The sequence below is a fragment of the Myroides sp. LJL116 genome (genome assembly GCF_054871685.1).
Genome location: NZ_JBTXLR010000010.1, coordinates 42,239 through 59,528 on the forward strand (window position 1 = coordinate 42,239; position 17,290 = coordinate 59,528).

A 17,290-nucleotide genomic window follows, 5' to 3' on the forward strand; every position below is an offset into this window, starting at 1 on the left:
TTCAGTGTTTTGTGTAAGAATAATGTAAGAGTTATTGCGATAACACAAAGCAAGACTGACAAAATGACGCTAAAATAATTATGGGGAATCAAAAAATAATAACATTGGACAATTTGTCGTTGCAAGATATGGTTGAGGGAGATTCTGAATTTATTCCTCTTTTAAGCCATGAAGATGAACAGGAGATGAGTATGGAGAAATTACCAAAAGAGTTACCTATTTTACCTTTGAGAAACATGGTTTTGTTTCCTGGGGTTGTTATACCTATTACTGCTGGTAGAGATAAATCTATTGAATTGTTACATGCTGCCAATAAAGGAGATAAAACTATTGGGGTTGTAGCTCAAAAGAATGAAGATACAGAAGACCCTTCGATGGATGATATTTATCACGAAGGTACTGTTGCAAAGATATTAAAGCTATTAAAATTACCTGATGGAAACATTACAGTAATCTTACAAGGTAAAAAGAGGTTTAACTTAGAGCAATTAGTTCAAGAAGAACCTTATTTAAAAGCAACAGTTTCTGAGCGAACAGAAGTTAGACCAGAAAAAGAGGAAAAGGAATTTTTAGCTATAGTTGATTCTATTAAAGAAGTAGCTATTGAAATTATCAAGGAAAATCCAAATCTTCCTTCTGAGGCTAGCTTTGCAATCAAAAATATAGAGAGTAATTCTTTTTTAATCAATTTTGTTTCTTCTAATATGAACTTAACGGTAGAGGAAAAACAAAATTTATTGAGAATTAATGACTTGAAGCAACGTGCTTATGAGACTTTAAAACTAATGAATTTAGAGCTTCAAAAGCTAGAGTTAAAAAATACAATCCAAAATAAGGTACGTTTTGATTTAGACCAACAGCAAAAAGAATATTTTCTTCATCAACAAATGAGAACCATTCAAGAAGAATTAGGTGGATTCTCTAATGAAGAGGAGTTCGAAGAAATGAAGGCTAAGGCTAAGAAAAAGAAGTGGAACAAGCAAGTACAGGAAAGATTTGACAAGGAGATGTTGAAGTTCCAACGTATGAATCCACAAGTAGCTGAGTTTGGTATTCAACGTAATTATTTAGAATTAATGTTGGAGCTTCCTTGGGGAGAATATTCTAAGGATAACTTTGATTTAAAGCATGCTCAAAAGATTCTTGATAAGGAGCACTATGGGATAGAAGATGTGAAAAAACGTGTTCTAGAACATATGGCTGTTCTAAAATTAAGAAACGATTTAAAATCGCCTATTTTATGTTTATATGGACCTCCGGGGGTTGGTAAAACTTCTATTGGAAAATCCATTGCAAATGCTTTAGGAAGAGAATATGTTAGAATCTCTTTAGGAGGATTAAGAGACGAGGCGGAAATTAGAGGACATAGAAAAACTTATATTGGGGCAATGCCAGGGCGTATTATCCAAAGTATAAAGAAGGCAAAAACTTCTAATCCAGTTTTCTTATTAGATGAAATCGATAAGTTATCTACAAGTCATAATGGCGATCCTTCTTCTGCTTTATTAGAAGTATTAGATCCAGAACAAAATTCAGATTTCTATGATAACTTCTTAGAAATGGGATATGACTTATCTAAAGTTATGTTCATAGCCACTTCTAATAGTTTATCTACTATACAGCCTGCATTAAGAGACCGTATGGAGATTATTGAGATGAATGGGTATACTATAGAGGAAAAAGTAGAAATTGGTAAACAGCATTTGCTTCCAAAACAAATTGGCTTACATGGTTTAACTACTAAAGAGCTACAAGTTGGAAAAAAACAAATGGAGTTTATTATCAGTAATTATACTAGAGAATCTGGGGTACGTGGTTTAGATAAGCAATTGGCACATGTTGCTAGAGGTATTGCAAAACGTATTGTTATGGAAGAACCTTATAATGTTAAGGTAACCGAGCAAGACATCATTGATATTTTAGGTACTCCTCGTTTTGATCGTGATAAATACGAAAATAACGATGTAGCCGGTGTGGTAACTGGACTTGCTTGGACAAGTGTAGGAGGAGATATTTTATATATTGAATCTCTTGTAAGTAAAGGTAAGAGTGGATTATCCATTACAGGTAACTTAGGTAATGTGATGAAAGAGTCAGCTACTATTGCTTTAGAGTACATCAAAGCACATGCAAAGGAGTTGAATATTTCTCAAGATGTCTTAGATAATTATAAGATCCACATTCACGTTCCTGAAGGAGCAACACCTAAAGATGGACCTAGCGCAGGAATTACTATGTTAACCTCAATGGTTTCTTCTTTTACTCAACGAAAAGTTAGAAAGAACCTTGCAATGACAGGGGAGATTACTTTAAGAGGAAAGGTTTTACCTGTGGGTGGAATAAAAGAGAAGATACTTGCAGCTAAGAGAGCTAATATAAAAGAGATTATTCTTTGCAAGGACAATAAAAAAGATATCGATGAAATCAAAGAAGACTATTTAAAAGGACTTACTTTTCACTTTGTTGAAAAGATGCAAGAAGTTTTAGATATTGCATTATTGGATCAGAAAGTGAAAAATGCAATTGTTTTCGATATACCTAAGAAAGAATCGAATACCAAAAAAAATTAAAACCAAGGTTTTTATAAATAACATTAAACAAGGGATTGTCAGAAATTGACAGTCCCTTTTTTTAATTTACTACTTTTAAAGTAGAAAACCACATCCAAATTTAGTTTTGAGCTATTTTTAGCCGAAATAAGTATAATGGTTTCTTTTTTTAAGTACATATTAGTCTAAAAGTATTCTTAAAAAAGCTTTTTTTATTTGTAAATTCAACCTCTAAATAATTAGTAAATAAGTAGTTAGTTAAAAGTGTATATTAGTTGATTTAATTTTGTAGCAAAAGAATTAGAAAATGTACCTTTGCTAGGTTGTAGAGTTTATAGTGAAAAGTGGTTATAGTGAGAGATATCTTGTTTTGTAATGGGCTTACAAAAAAGGCGCAGGCTTTTTTTTTAAGCAATCAACAAGATTGAAATTCTAAATTACTACAAAATAGAAATCGTTTTTTAAAAAGATTAATTTCACTTGGCTTATCCTCTACAAGGAACAATTTTCTTTCTTTAATTGGAAAGAGAATTATTTTTAACTTTTTAAAATCAATTAGTTTTGAAAAAGATTACAATAGCAATTGATGGATTTTCATCTACTGGAAAAAGTACTCTAGCTAAGTCCCTTGCTAAAACATTAGGGTATGTATATATTGATACAGGTGCCATGTATAGAGCGGTAACTTTATTTGCCATGCGAAAAGGCTTTATTGATGCAAATGGATTTGACCAAAGTAAATTAATAGATGCTTTAGATCAAGTAGAACTTCATTTTGAATACAATCCTGAAAAAGGTTTTGCTGAAATCTATTTAAATAACCAAAACGTAGAGCAAATAATTCGTTCATTAGAAGTATCTGGCTTTGTAAGTCAAATTGCTGCAGTTAGTCAGGTTAGAAAAAAACTAGTAGAACAACAACAGAATTTCGGTACTTCAAAAGGAGTAGTGATGGATGGAAGAGATATAGGAACAGTTGTGTTTCCAGATGCTGAGCTTAAGATATTCATGACTGCCTCACCGGAGATTCGCGCCAAACGTCGCTTTGATGAGTTGATTGAAAAAGACCCTTCTATTACTTATGAACAAGTTTACAATAATGTAGTACAAAGGGACCAAATTGATACAAGTAGAGAGGATTCTCCTTTAGTAAAAGCTAAGGATGCTATTGAAGTAGATAACTCTAATTTGAGTATAGAAGAACAGTTTAACTTAATACTAGATCTTGTAGCTAAATGCCAACAAGATTAAAAAATAACTTTTAAAATTTTATAAACGATATAGTGTAGAAATTTATGGGATCAAGTAAAAATGTAAAAACCAGATTAACTATCATGAGCTTTATGCAGTTTTTTGTATGGGGCGCCTGGTTGATAACAATAGCAAACTATTGGTTCAATACTAAAGGATGGAGTGGAAGCCAGTTTGGATTAATCTTTGCTACTATGGGGATTGCCTCTGTGTTTATGCCTACTATCGCAGGAATTATTGCCGATAAGTGGATTAATACAGAACGATTATATGGAATATTACACATTCTTTATGGTTGTAGTTTATTTTATTTAAGTAGTGTTACTACTCCTGATCAGTTTTTCTGGGTAATGCTTTTTGCAATGTTTTGTTATATGCCTACTATTGCTTTGAGTAACTCTATTTCCTATGATATTTTAAAAAGTAACAATTATGATGTTGTAAAAGATTTCCCTCCAATTAGAGTTTTTGGAACTATTGGTTTTATTGTAGCTATGATTGTTACCAATTTAAGTGGTAATAAAGCAACTGATATTCAGTTTCTTATTGCAGGAGTTGGGGCTATTTTATTAGGAATTTATTCCTTTACTATGCCTGCCTGTAAACCAAAAGGAGAAAGAAAAGGAAATACTTGGTTAGAAATACTTGGACTAGATGCTTTTAAGCTTTTTGCTAATTACAAAATGGCTTTGTTTTTTGGTTTCTCTATGTGTCTTGGTGCAGCTTTACAATTAACTAATGCATATGGAGATGTATTTTTAGATGAGTTTAAATTCTTTCCTAAATATGCGGATTCTTTAATAGTAAAATACTCTACTATTATCCTTGCAGTTTCTCAAGTTTCTGAAACATTATTTATCCTAGCTATTCCTTATTTCTTGAAGCGTTTTGGGATAAAGACTGTAATGCTTATTTCTATGCTTGCATGGGTACTTCGTTTTGCTTTCTTAGGACTAGGTGACCCTGGAACCGGACTTTGGATGATCATCGTTTCTTGTATTGTATACGGTATGGCTTTTGATTTCTTTAATGTCTCTGGATCCTTATTTGTGGAAACTTCCACAGAACCTTCTATGCGTTCTTCTGCCCAAGGATTGTTTATGATGATGACAAATGGTTTTGGAGCAATTTTAGGTAATCTAATCGCAGGTAATCTAATTGATGTATATTTTACCAAGAGCTTTACAAAAATAGGGGATTTAGCCACTTATTTAGATACTACGGCGGATAATCCTACTTTACTTGGGATGATCAGTAGTAAAGGATCTGAATTGCTTGACAATGGTGTTTTAAGTATTCCTATTAATATAAAAGAATGGAATTTTATATGGATGACATTCGCAGGGTATGCTTTAGTGGTAGCAATTTTATTTGCAATTTTCTTTAAGCATAAGCACAAACCAGGTGATGATATTAATTTATAAGATATAATAAATGAAAAATGGGTTTCAATTAATTGAATCCCATTTTTTATTATTCCAACACTACCATAGGATGGCGGTTGTAAGCAAAAAGGCCTTAGGAGTTATCCTAAGGCCTTTTTGTATGTGTTATCTTTCTCCTCTACGCTTTGCAGCTCTTTTTGCTTCTACTGCTCTGTTACGAGGTTTATTCTTACGAGGTGTTCTCTTTCCAGGACCTCCTAAGTTAACTTTTTTGTTTTTATCTTTTTTCTCGTGGAATGCTTCTCCTTTTTCGATTGGCTTTTTAACCTTGGTAAGTTGTTTTGACTTAAGTTTTGACTTCTCAAACTCCATCAATGATTCAGAGATTACTACCTCTGAAGGTATGTCAATCACTCTTAGTTCTTTTTCCATTAAAGTCTCCGCATTAAGAAGTAGTTCTTCTTCTTTAGGGTCAATTAAAGAGATAGCTATACCTTCTTTATCTTGGCGCCCTGTACGTCCAATACGGTGGATATACTGCTCTGGCTCTTCTGTGAATTGTAAGTTGATTACGTGAGAAATATCCGAGATATCTAATCCTCTTGCCATAATATCCGTGGTAAGTAACCCTCTTAATTCACTTGCTTGGAATTCAGCCATAGATCTCATACGGAAGTTTTGGGATTTATTAGAGTGAATAACAGTAAATTCATCTGGGAATTCTTTCTCTAATTTTTCCATTACTACATCAGCTAAACGCTTACTGTTAATGAAAACAAGTACTCTGTTGAAAGTCTCTTTATCCTTTAATAAATGCATTAGAACATTCATTTTAGTATTAAAGTTCGGCACGTGATATACTTGCTGATCAATTTTCTCTAAAGGTGTACCTGAGTTAGCTAAAGAAACTTCTTCAGGAAAATCAAAGTATTCATCTAGAACTTCATCTACTTCTTCGGTCATGGTAGCACTAAACAAAATATTTTGTTTTTTGTTTTTCATCATGGCTAAGATAGAAGTAAGCTGGGTTCTAAATCCAAGATTTAGAATTTCATCAAATTCATCAATGACTAACTTCTGTAGATTATCAAAACGCAATACTCCGTCTAAAGCAAGGTCCATCATTCTTCCAGGAGTCCCTACAAGAATATCTACCCCTTGGTAAACAGCTTTACGTTGTGTATTAATATTTGTACCTCCATATACACCTAAAGTACGAATAGACATATATTGGGTTAATTTCTCTACTTCTTCTACAACTTGCACTACAAGTTCTCTAGTTGGTACAATAATTACCACTCTAGGAGTTTCTGTATTTGCAAATTTCCATTGTTTTAAAATAGGTAGTAAGTAAGCATAGGTTTTACCAGTTCCTGTTTGAGCAATTCCCATTACGTCTCTTCCGGATAAAATCACTGGAAAAGATTTAACTTGAATTGGAGTAGGAGTAGTAATATTTAGCTCATTAAGGGCTTTATCTAAAGCTTTCGGTAGATTAAATTGCTCGAAAGTATTCATAGTATCTAGATTTTGTTCAAATATACGTTTTTATTTTTTTGCTTTTAAATAATGGAGGTAACGATTGTTAAAAAACTCTATATTTATGAAAAATAAGTGTATTTTTTTACTAGTTAGTAAATTTTAAACAATTTTCTTTATAACTCTTAATTTGTGGGTATGTCGACCAGTATCTATGTTATAAATACCGAATTGGTCTAAACGGTCTATCCTAACTTTACCATGGGCATGAATAATATAGTTGTTATCCATAATGATTCCTACATGGGTAATATGACCTTCTTCGTTGTCAAAAAAAGCTAAATCGCCCACTTCACTTTCTTCTATAAAACTAAGAACTTCTCCAACGGTTGCTTGAACAGATGCATCTCTTGGTATTTGGTGTCCATTTATGCGGTAGACCATTTGGGTAAATCCTGAGCAGTCTATCCCAAAAGGTGTCTTTCCTCCCCAAAGATAAGGGGCGTTTAAGTACATAAAAGCAGTCTTTAAGAAAAGGGATTTATCAAATGTGCCTGTTATACAATTGCCCTTATAGCTGAAATTCTCTGTATTAATAGAAGCTATAGAAAGTCCTGTTAAACAACTACCAATAGGAATACTCATTAAATGTTTAGCATCATTGGTAATGAAGTCTACTAATTCACCAGAATAGATAGTAGATTTTGTTTCCAGTAAATTATAATCTGCTTGGGAAATAATTTGAAATTGCTTGTTATCTACCCAACCTTGGTATTTGTCAAGAGCCAATTCTACTTTAGACCATTTTGGGGTTTGTTCTAAAATTGTGAAGTGTTCTCCAAATAGGATTTGTGTTACCATTTCGCTTCTATCGCTTGGTTCAAAACGAACAGGAACTATGGGAAGATTGCAGTATGCAAACATAATGATGATTTGAATTAGGATGCAAAAATAAAGGATGAGTTTGAACTTATCAAACCCATCCTTATAAATATTTATAATTTAGCTAAATTAAGCCTTTTCTATCACTATTGCAGAAGCTCCTCCACCTCCGTTACAAATAGCTGCTGCTCCGATTTTAGAATTTGTCTGTTCTAGTACATTTAATAATGTTACTATAATTCTAGCTCCAGAACAACCAAGAGGGTGACCTAAAGCTACAGCACCTCCATTGATATTAACTTTTTCAGGATCTATTTGAAGAAGTTTAGTATTTGCAATACCAACTACAGAGAAAGCCTCATTGAATTCAAAACAATCTACTTGGTCTAAAGCGATATTTGCTTTTTTAAGTGCTTTTGGAAGCGCTTTAGCAGGAGCTGTAGTAAACCATTCTGGCTCTTGTGCAGCATCTGCATAACCTGCAATATAAGCTAGAGGTTTAATCCCTAATTCTAATGCTTTTTCTTCACTCATTAAAACTAGCGCTGCAGCTCCGTCATTAATAGTAGAAGCATTTGCAGCAGTTACACTACCTTCTTTTGTGAATGCTGGACGTAGAGAAGGAATTCTATCTAGAGAAACATTTGTGAACTCTTGGTCTTTATCTACTATAATAGGATCTCCTTTTCGTTGAGGTACACTTACTGGAACGATTTCATTGTTGAATTTTCCTTCTTCCCAAGCTTTAGCTACTTTAGCATAAGAGTTGATAGCGAAAGCATCTTGCTCTTCTCTAGATATATTATGAGTTGTAGCACATAAGTCCGCTGCTACTCCCATTGCATTATTATCGTATGCATCTACAAGTCCATCTTTTTGCAGTCCATCGATTAAGGTAGCTGGTCCGAACTTAGTTCCTTCGCGCATATAAACATAGTGTGGAATCTGGCTCATGTTCTCCATTCCTCCAGCAACTACAATTTGAGCATCTCCAGCAAGGATAGCTTGTGCACCGAACATTACTGTTTTCATTCCTGAAGCACATACTTTATTAACTGTTGTACAAGGAACTTCTTTAGATAAACCTGCTTTTAATGCAGCTTGTCTAGCAGGAGCTTGTCCTTCGCCAGCTTGAACTACATTCCCCATATATACTTCATCTACTAAATTTGGGTCTAAATTTATCTTTTCAAGAGCACCTTTAATTGCTGTTGCTCCTAATGTTGTTGCAGGTACGCTTGATAATGCTCCTAAGAAGCTTCCGATAGGTGTTCTTGCCGCTGAGACAATAACTACTTTTTTATTCATAATTGTAACTTTAATTAATTTTGTGGTTGATTTAGTAAGATGATTGTTTTTTTAAATAACCTTACCGATGGGGAAATTACATAAAAAATCTTGATTTTACCAAAGTTAAAAATAGGATTGAAAAAAAGTTTAAAATATTATTAATACTAGGGTATTGATAATTAAGTAGTTCCTATTTTTTACGCTTTTTTTTTATTTTTTTTGTTGTAAAAGCTTGCATAGTCTCAAAAGTAGTGCTAAGTTTGCATCGCAATACAGGGGAAATCCCTAAGCAAAAGGAGAGGTGCCGGAGTGGTAACGGAGCAGATTGCTAATCTGTCATCGGGTAACCGATGCCAGGGTTCGAGTCCCTGTCTCTCCGCAACTCGGGGTGTAGCGTAGCCCGGTCATCGCGCCTGGTTTGGGACCAGGAGGTCGCAGGTTCGAATCCTGCCACCCCGACAAAAAAGACCAAAAGTTTTTTCAGGTTAGGTCCAATAGCTCAGCTGGATAGAGCAACTGCCTTCTAAGCAGTAGGTCTCAGGTTCGAATCCTGATTGGATCACAAAAGCTTCAACATTATGTTGAAGCTTTTTTGTTTTATATAACTTTCTAGTGTTGGATTACTTAGTAAAAGCAGTGGTCATCTAAAAGTTAGAAAAAACTTTTCTTTTATTAAAGAGAAAGCTTAAGGAGGATTTGCTCATAAAGTTTTTCTGTTATGATGGGTAAAAAAGATTGAAAGTATAATAGCTACCAGGAAGCTAGTAGCTATCTAAAAAAAAAGACTACGTATAAACATAGTCTTTCTCTTGATTAATGTATGATTGGATATAATACTAAATTTTATAATCTAATAGCTAAAAGTTCTTCACCCAATTGATGAAGTCCTGTCTCTATTTCTTTTGCTCTTTTTTCAGAAATATATACTTCTCTTTTATCCGAAGTATAAGATCTAAATAATGAAGGATTTATATTTAATCTTTTTGCAACTGCAGATTTATTCAAAAACTCATATTTTTTAAATAAATCAGTTAGTTCTGTTTCAAATTCAAATTCAAAACCTTCTCTTAATTGATTGTACACTTGAATGCCTTCTTCATCAGCGATTTCAATAGTTTCTTCAATTGCTTGTGTTAAGTTCTTTTTGAGTTCATCTAAAGAACTACCTTCTGAAACGATTATACCAGGAATATTTATTGTACTTCCCCAGTAGGTGCCATCTTCGGAACGTTCTACTCTTACTCTCAACTTTTTCATCTAAATATTAAATAAGTTAATTGTATTCCCTGATCTACAATTAATGAATGTTATGTTACTTTATCTACTTGTCAATATTGTAATCTAATTAATTTTATTGTATTTATCAAATTTGTTTTTTAACAAAACAAATACATTCTTTATACAGGGTAAAGAATTTTATAATTATATAATGTATCACTTTTTAAAGAAGGGAGTTATAATACCCCGGCCTTCTTTAAAATGCTTTTCACAGTACCTTCTGGGAGATCTTTCTTTGGGGGAGGAACCGTTACAAGGTAATCAACTCCTTCCTTCTTAAATGTGAAATGACTTCCAGCGTTTTTTTTAGGTCTTAGAACCCAACCTTGGGACTCTAAGAATTTAATTAATTTAGTACTATTTCTAAGCTCAGATACATTAATCATTTTATTTGAACTTTAAATTAGTATTGCAAATATATAACAAATATGTTATATAACAAATATGTTATATGTTTTTTTGTATAAGTTTAAATTTTTGTTTTATAGTAGATTAGTATCCATTCTTATAATGTTGGTTGTAATAATTAGAATAGTGTAAGCTTATTTTATTAAAGATTTGCGTTTAGAATACCTCTTGTGAATTTTAGATGTATATTATTAGGTTTTAGCGTTCATATTAATATACTGATTCTAGATCAAATGAGAATTCACTGTTTTTGTGTCAGAAGACCGAATTGGACGTTTATATTATTTGGAATATGACAATACTTCAGTATGCGACACTATTCTGTAGTGTTTAAGTATTAGCTGTTTTATAGTTCTAAAAGAAATGTAGTAACAAGGCTGTATTAAATTATGGTTTTGAATTTTGTTTCCCTAATATTGTTTTTAAATGTAGAAGTATGTTAGATATAATAGAGGATAAGGTTCTTGTTGAAAATCAACAAGTGTATTATAAGCTTTTTAAACCATCAAAAGCCCTTAAAGGGGCTGAAACTATTGTTTTACTACATGATTCGTTAGGCTGTACAGCTCTGTGGAGGGATTTGCCTAAGGAATTAGCTCTAGAGTTAGAATGTAATGTTCTTGTCTATGATAGAATTGGGTATGGTCAATCTCAAGGCTTACAAAGTAGTGTTCGAACAAAGGCTTATTTACAGAATGAAGCTGTTTTTTTAAAACATCTTCTAGAGCAATTAACTATTGATAAAGTCAGTTTAGTAGGTTATAGTGACGGAGGTTCAATAGCTTTGTTATTTGGTGCGTTATTCCAAGAAAATTGCGAATCACTTGTGTGTATTGCAGGGCATATTTATGTAGAAGAGATTACCTTAGAGGGGATTGAAAAAATGAAGCAATACTTTTATAATAGTACTTTGAGTGAGCGCTTAGAAAAATACCATGGAGATAAAGTAGAAACTTTGTTTAAGGCTTGGGTAGATACTTGGACTAGCCCAGGGTATAGAGATTGGAGTATTGAGCACTTGATGCAAGATATAGTTTGTCCAGTTCTGTTTATGCAAGGAGATAAAGACGAGTATGGGTCTCTTGAGCAATTAACTAGAACTTTGGATAAAGTAAAAGGAATTAGTCAATCAAAAATACTAAAAGGAGCGTCTCACGCAGTTTTCAAGGAAGAACCGGAACTAGCAAAAGAAAATATTGTTTCTTTTTTACAAAAATACAAGCATTAGAATAGCTATTAAAGCTGTATTAATTGCTCTATTTTATCTTTGAATAAAGTGTTTAATCTTGGGTCTTTAGTAGATAAGTATGCTTTTTCTAAGCTTCTTAGATATAGTTCTAAATCCGTTACAGTACTACCTTGATCAAGAGAGAAGGGAACTTGTAAGTTTTTATTTTTTATTTGTTCTATTGCGTTAGATATAAATAGTTGTTTTTCCATAAAAGCCAGACTTTATTTAGGTTTATTATTGAGTGAATAGTAACACAGGTGAGTTTACTAAAGCAAACTCACCTGTGTTAGTATATTATACAGGGATATTTATTTGATAGGTTTTCCCATTAGGTTTGAACGATGTGTTTACAAGCCAAGGGTTGTAAAGTTTTAATAATTTATAATTAATACCTTGTTGTTTTGCCCAGTAAGCAAGGTCGTCAATTGGATAATCTACCTCTATTTGTTTTAGTTTTACAGGTTGATATTTAGAGCTATAAGGGATGGTAAAACCATATTTATCTGTGTTGCTCATAATTTCTTTTAACGCTAGAATTCTAAATACATATCTAGATGTTTCTTGATTTAAGAAAAGATCGTAATAATTATCTACTTGTTGGGCATCCATTGCTCTAGTAATTCCTGCCATTCCACGATTATAAGCTGCTGCTACAAGAGTCCATGAACCAAACTTAGCTTTAGCATCTTTAAAATATTCACAGGCCTTGTGGGTTGCTTTTTCTAAATCATAACGCTCATCTACAGTATCATCAACCACTAAGCCATAATCTTTAGCTGTACCTTTCATAAATTGCCAAAAACCACTTGCTCCAGCTGATGAAACAGCGTTGCTTAAGCTACTTTCAATTACACAAAGGTATTTGAAGTCATCTGGTATACCATGCTGCTTTAATATAGGCTCAATCACTGGGAAATAGCGCTCGGCTCTTTTTATTATTAAAATAGTTGAACCATGTAAGTTGGTATTGGAAATCATTTCTCTGTCAAACCTTTCCTTTACATCTAAAATATCTAAAGGTACCTCTTCTTTTGCAAAATTAGCTGAAGTGGGTGTTGGGTGGAAGTGAGGACTCTGTTGTATTTTTAAATTCTCTAGTAATTCCGTGTCTGGATCATTGTGTAAAGGTGTACTACTTGAATAGATTAAAGTAGAAGAAATAGCTACTATAGCAATAATAGAAAGCAGGGTTTTAATATTTTGTTTCATCTTTTTTATTTGAGATTAAAAGGGGGATGTTTTTATTGAACCATTTGTGTTTGGTTAAAATCATTGCATGTGTCCCACCTGGTAAAATTATAGCATTTTTTATATTTTTGATAGGGAACAGCTCGTCTTTTTCACCGTGAATATGAATTATATTTTCTAAAGTTTGTATTTGTTGCCAATTGATGATTTTATCAATGGACCAATCTAAATACAAAGGATCTAAGATGGTTAAGTATCTTTCATATAGAACTTTTCTTTTTGCGTTTTTATTGCCTAACCAACGAGTATATGCTCCAAGTATTTTACTAGCTAGTGAAGTAGGTAGTAGTTTATATAGTTTGGTTTGTCTGGCAAACTTATATAAATACGGATATTCTAAAGTATTCTTAACACTAGATATAATAATAGTGGTTTCTACTTTTATTTTTTTTGCTAGTTCTTGCGCAATTATTCCACCAAAAGAAACACCTATTAATACAGGAGTAGATTTGTTTATTTGTTTTTCGAATAAATCCACATATTTATCCAAAGACATTGTTTTGTCCACTTGTGGCCATGTTAAAAAATGAGATTCATACTTAGTAGGGTCTAATTTTATATGCTCAAAAATTAGAGGGTTCGATGCCATGCCTGGAATGAAATAAACTGGTATTTTACTCATTACAAATAAATTAACTAATAAAATGATGGGGTTTTGAAAAAAAATCACGAACTTTGCTAAAGTTAGTTCTTTTCATGAGAAACTAAAATAATACTACGTTAAAGTTTAATTAATGTAAACCAAAGGTCAAAAACTCCCTTGATCAAGTAAAAATATACCTAAACCAACAACTAAAATAAGAATAATGGAAATTAAAGACAATGAACTACTTCGTCAGTTTGAAATAGAGACGGACAAAGGACTTCTAAGCGTGGAGTATTCTTTACAAGAAAGAAGAATTTTTTTAACGCGTTTAAACAATGAACAAGAAATCACCCAAATTGACAGTAATGATTTTATAAAAGGGATCTTAGAAATGGTTCGCGAAAGAAAATTAAGAGTCGTACCTACTCATCCTAAGATTGTTTCTTTTTTTAGAAAAAACCCTAGTTACAAAGAGATGTTGCCTCCGGGGATTCGCATCTAATTGTAAAGAGCTTTACAACATTAATTAGTTTAAAATGTAGGTGGAATTTATTCTATTGTACATTATAAAGCTGCAAAAAAAAACAACGCTTGTAAATAGATTTTAAAATCTTTTACAAGCGTTGTTTTTTTATAGACTTACTTTGTAAGTCCTTTTATCTTCTAGGCTTTATTTTATAAGAAATTAAAGCGAACTATACCATCTTGGTCAATAGTGGTTAATTCTACCTTGTGTAGTGTATTGACAAGTTCTGGGTTCCAAGGTGTTTTTACTTTAACGTAGTTTTCAGTAAATCCATGAATATACCCTTGTTTGTTTTCACTTTCAAATAAAACAGTTTTTACTTTACCAAGCTGACTTTCGTAAAAGGCTCTACGTTTTTTCACTGAAAGACCTCTTAGCATTTTACTTCTTTTATTTCTAACCTCTGGAGCAACTACCATGGGCATATCTACTGCTTCTGTATTGTCTCTTTCTGAATAAGTGAAAACATGTAAATAAGAGATGTCCATTTGGCTTAAAAAGTTATATGTTTCTAAGAACGTTTCATCGGTCTCTCCTGGGAATCCAACAATTACATCTACTCCAATACAACAATCAGGCATGATTGACTTAATCTTACTTACTCTCTCTGTATAAAGATCCGTTAAGTAACGACGTTTCATTTTCTTTAAAATGTCATCGCTTCCCGATTGTAGAGGAATGTGAAAGTGAGGAACAAAAGTTCTACTTTGTGCCACAAAATCAATAGTTTCATTTTTAAGTAAGTTAGGCTCAATAGAGGAAATTCGAAGTCTTTCAATACCTGGAACTTCATCTAAAGCTTTTACTAACTCTAAAAAAGTATGTTCGTGTTTTTTATTTCCAAATTCTCCCTTACCATAGTCTCCAATGTTTACTCCAGTAAGAACGATTTCTTTTATGTTTTGAGCGGATATTTCTGCTGCATTTTTCAACACATTTTCCATCGTATCACTTCTAGAGATACCACGTGCTAAAGGAATAGTACAATAGGTACACTTATAGTCACAACCGTCTTGAACCTTTAAAAAAGCTCTTGTTCTATCTCCAATGGAATAACTTCCAACATAGAAATCAGCTTCTGATATTTCGCAAGAATGCACTTGGCCCATATCATTTTTTGAAAGGTCATTGATATAATCCGTTATTTTAAACTTCTCTGTCGCTCCTAGTACTAAATCCACACCATCTACTTGTGCTAATTCCTCTGGTTTTAATTGAGCATAACATCCAACTGCAGCAACAAAAGCTTTATTATTTTTCTTTTGTGCCTTTTTTACTATTTGCTTAAACTGTTTATCGGCATTTTCTGTAACCGAACAAGTATTAATTACATAAATATCTGCTACTTCTTCAAAATCAACGCGATCAAAACCTTCTTGCTCAAAACTTCTGGCAATAGTGGAGGTCTCTGAGAAGTTAAGTTTACAACCTAAAGTATAAAAGGCTACTTTTTTTCTATTTTCCATAATGATTACCTACTATAGTAGTAACTTTGACTATATTTCTTTTTTGCTTTTAAAAAGAATGCAAATTTACGTACAAAAATCGGTTTGATGAAATCAATAATACATTATATATCAATTATTTGGGTAGTTTTAACTATACAAGGGTGCCAAAAAAAAACCAATAAAGACATTGATCACCTTGTTTTTAGATACAATGAAGCCTCTAGTGTAAGTAGTTTAGATCCTGCTTTTGCAAAGAGCATGTCTATTATTTGGCCTTGTAACCAACTTTTTAATTCTTTAGTGCAGTTAAATGATAGTCTTGTGGTTGAGCCAGATATCGCTAAAGACTGGTTTATTTCACCCGATGGCTTAGAATATGAGTTTGTTTTACGTCAAGATGTGTATTTTCATAAACATAAAAATTTTGGACAAGACAGCACGAGAAATGTTGTAGCCTCTGATGTAGTTTATAGTTTAAATCGTCTAAGGGATCCTAATTTACTTTCTCCAGGAGTTTGGGTAATGCAGAATGTGGATCAAATAAGGGCTATTAATGATAGTGTGTTAAATATTCGCCTACATAAAGCATTTCCTGGATTTTTGGCTTTAATGTCTACCCGTTATACCTCTATTGTACCTAAGGAAGTAGTAGAAGATCCTAGTATTGACTTTAGAGTAAGTCCAATAGGAACAGGACCTTTTTATTTTAAATATTGGCAGGAAAATGTCAAGCTAATATTGCGTAAAAATCCATTGTATTTTGAGAAGGATAGCTCCGGGGTAGCTTTGCCTTATTTGGAGTCTGTTGCTATTACGTTTTTACCAGATAAACAAAGCGCTTTTTTGCAATTTTTACAAGGAAATATAGACTTTGTTTCAGGAATAGACCCTTCCTATAAGGATGATATTATCGATGCTAAAGGAGAGTTGCAATCCAAATATACCTCTAAAATACGTATGCAAAAGGGACCCTATCTAAATACAGAGTATTTAGGATTTAATCTTTCTGATACTGTTCAATCTAAGATCGATCACAATTTAAGACAAGCGCTACATATAGGATTTGATAGGGAAAAGATGTTATTATACTTAAGAAATAATCTTGGGATTTCTTCCATAGGAGGCATGATTCCAAAGGGATTAGCAGGTGGTTTTGAAATGCAAAATAATTTTGATCCAATCCAAGCAAGACAACTAGTAGAGAAATATAAGAAGCAACATAATGTATCTAAGGTTAGTTTAACTCTTTCTATGGATGCATCTTATGTAGATATTGGACAGTATTTACAAAGACAGTGGGCTGAAATAGGAGTAGATGTATCCATAGATATACTTCCTGCTTCTACTTTAAGACAAGGCCTTTCTAGTGGGAAATTAGATTTTTTTAGAGCAAGTTGGATTGCGGATTACCCAGATGCTCAAAATTACTTATCCTTGTTTTATAGTAAGAATTGGGCTCCTAATGGGCCTAATTATACCAGATTTTCTAATAAACAATACGATGAGCTTTATCTAAAGTCCCTAGAGGCAACCGATACAAAGCTGCGAGAACAATATTATTATAAAATGGATTCTATCCTAAGGAGGCAAGTTCCAGTAATTGTACTTTATTATGATCAAGCAGTGCGATTTTCCCATCAAAATGTACATAATTTGTCCATTAATCCTATGAATAATTTATTTTTAAAGACGGTCTATAAAACAAGAACAGACCCAAGGAACTAAAAAG

At 32.8% G+C, this 17,290-nt stretch carries 15 protein-coding genes and 3 tRNA genes; 9 read left to right on the forward strand and 9 right to left on the reverse strand.

Going from position 1 to position 17,290, the window contains the following annotated elements:
• Positions 1-80 precede the first annotated feature (80 nt).
• The 3 genes from lon (at position 81) to ACYSNM_RS08930 (ending at position 5,224) form a co-directional block, all read left to right on the forward strand.
• Positions 81-2,570 carry an endopeptidase La gene (gene lon, locus ACYSNM_RS08920; protein WP_461756577.1) on the forward strand — a complete coding sequence of 830 codons (2,490 nt, stop codon included), beginning with the start codon at positions 81-83 and terminating at the stop codon, positions 2,568-2,570.
• Positions 2,571-3,110: 540 nt separating this feature from the next.
• Positions 3,111-3,800, forward strand: a complete 690-nt coding sequence (gene cmk, locus ACYSNM_RS08925) for a (d)CMP kinase (protein WP_461756578.1) — start codon at positions 3,111-3,113, stop codon at positions 3,798-3,800.
• A 44-nt stretch (positions 3,801-3,844) separates the two neighbouring features.
• On the forward strand, positions 3,845-5,224 hold the full coding sequence (locus tag ACYSNM_RS08930; protein ID WP_461753094.1) for a nucleoside permease: 1,380 nt from the start codon (positions 3,845-3,847) through the stop codon (positions 5,222-5,224).
• A gap of 126 nt (positions 5,225-5,350) precedes the next feature.
• On the opposite strand, the gene ACYSNM_RS08935 is transcribed toward ACYSNM_RS08930, so the two are convergent.
• From ACYSNM_RS08935 to ACYSNM_RS08945, 3 genes are all read right to left on the reverse strand, one after another.
• Positions 5,351-6,703 (reverse strand): DEAD/DEAH box helicase, encoded by a 1,353-nt coding sequence (locus tag ACYSNM_RS08935; RefSeq protein ID WP_461756579.1) that lies wholly within the window; start codon positions 6,701-6,703, stop codon positions 5,351-5,353.
• A 123-nt stretch (positions 6,704-6,826) separates the two neighbouring features.
• The gene (locus ACYSNM_RS08940) at positions 6,827-7,588 is read right to left on the reverse strand and encodes a C40 family peptidase (RefSeq protein ID WP_461756580.1); all 762 of its coding nucleotides are present in this window, start codon (positions 7,586-7,588) and stop codon (positions 6,827-6,829) included.
• Positions 7,589-7,675: 87 nt separating this feature from the next.
• On the reverse strand, positions 7,676-8,854 hold the full coding sequence (locus tag ACYSNM_RS08945) for an acetyl-CoA C-acyltransferase (RefSeq protein WP_461756581.1): 1,179 nt from the start codon (positions 8,852-8,854) through the stop codon (positions 7,676-7,678).
• Positions 8,855-9,131: 277 nt separating this feature from the next.
• Between ACYSNM_RS08945 and ACYSNM_RS08950 the strand changes: the two genes are divergently transcribed.
• The 3 genes from ACYSNM_RS08950 to ACYSNM_RS08960 all read left to right on the forward strand — a co-directional run bounded on the left by ACYSNM_RS08950 (position 9,132) and on the right by ACYSNM_RS08960 (position 9,398).
• Positions 9,132-9,215 (forward strand) — tRNA-Ser (locus tag ACYSNM_RS08950).
• Between the two features lie 5 nt (positions 9,216-9,220).
• Positions 9,221-9,295, forward strand: a tRNA-Pro gene (locus ACYSNM_RS08955).
• A gap of 29 nt (positions 9,296-9,324) precedes the next feature.
• Positions 9,325-9,398: transfer RNA gene (locus ACYSNM_RS08960), tRNA-Arg, on the forward strand.
• 281 nt (positions 9,399-9,679) lie between these two features.
• On the opposite strand, the gene ACYSNM_RS08965 is transcribed toward ACYSNM_RS08960, so the two are convergent.
• Positions 9,680-10,093 carry a type II toxin-antitoxin system HicB family antitoxin gene (locus tag ACYSNM_RS08965; RefSeq protein ID WP_461756582.1) on the reverse strand — a complete coding sequence of 138 codons (414 nt, stop codon included), beginning with the start codon at positions 10,091-10,093 and terminating at the stop codon, positions 9,680-9,682.
• Between the two features lie 197 nt (positions 10,094-10,290).
• On the reverse strand, positions 10,291-10,500 hold the full coding sequence (locus tag ACYSNM_RS08970; protein WP_461756583.1) for a type II toxin-antitoxin system HicA family toxin: 210 nt from the start codon (positions 10,498-10,500) through the stop codon (positions 10,291-10,293).
• 458 nt (positions 10,501-10,958) lie between these two features.
• Here ACYSNM_RS08970 and ACYSNM_RS08975 point away from each other — a divergent pair, with 458 nt between their 5' ends.
• Positions 10,959-11,750: an alpha/beta fold hydrolase gene (locus tag ACYSNM_RS08975; RefSeq protein ID WP_461756584.1), complete on the forward strand. Its 792-nt coding sequence runs from the start codon at positions 10,959-10,961 to the stop codon at positions 11,748-11,750.
• Positions 11,751-11,758: 8 nt separating this feature from the next.
• Here ACYSNM_RS08975 and ACYSNM_RS08980 read toward each other — a convergent pair whose 3' ends face one another.
• The 3 genes from ACYSNM_RS08980 to ACYSNM_RS08990 form a co-directional block, all read right to left on the reverse strand.
• Positions 11,759-11,962, reverse strand: coding sequence for a hypothetical protein (locus tag ACYSNM_RS08980; protein WP_461753089.1), 204 nt, complete (start codon positions 11,960-11,962; stop codon positions 11,759-11,761).
• Positions 11,963-12,047: 85 nt separating this feature from the next.
• Positions 12,048-12,962 (reverse strand): lytic transglycosylase domain-containing protein, encoded by a 915-nt coding sequence (locus ACYSNM_RS08985; RefSeq protein WP_461753088.1) that lies wholly within the window; start codon positions 12,960-12,962, stop codon positions 12,048-12,050.
• Positions 12,946-13,623, reverse strand: coding sequence for an alpha/beta hydrolase family protein (locus tag ACYSNM_RS08990; protein WP_461756585.1), 678 nt, complete (start codon positions 13,621-13,623; stop codon positions 12,946-12,948). The genes ACYSNM_RS08985 and ACYSNM_RS08990 overlap by 17 nt, the downstream gene beginning before the upstream one ends.
• Positions 13,624-13,807: 184 nt before the next feature.
• Between ACYSNM_RS08990 and ACYSNM_RS08995 the strand changes: the two genes are divergently transcribed.
• The gene (locus tag ACYSNM_RS08995; protein WP_461756586.1) at positions 13,808-14,089 is read left to right on the forward strand and encodes a GNAT family N-acetyltransferase; all 282 of its coding nucleotides are present in this window, start codon (positions 13,808-13,810) and stop codon (positions 14,087-14,089) included.
• Positions 14,090-14,262: 173 nt separating this feature from the next.
• Here the strand turns inward: ACYSNM_RS08995 and mtaB are convergent, their stop codons facing one another.
• A complete protein-coding gene (gene mtaB / locus ACYSNM_RS09000; protein WP_461756587.1) occupies positions 14,263-15,579 on the reverse strand; it encodes a tRNA (N(6)-L-threonylcarbamoyladenosine(37)-C(2))-methylthiotransferase MtaB in 1,317 nt (438 codons plus the stop codon).
• Between the two features lie 87 nt (positions 15,580-15,666).
• On the opposite strand from mtaB, the gene ACYSNM_RS09005 reads away from it, so the two are divergent.
• Complete coding sequence (locus tag ACYSNM_RS09005; protein ID WP_461756588.1) at positions 15,667-17,286, forward strand: ABC transporter substrate-binding protein; 1,620 nt, start codon at positions 15,667-15,669, stop codon at positions 17,284-17,286.
• Positions 17,287-17,290: the final 4 nt, after the last annotated feature.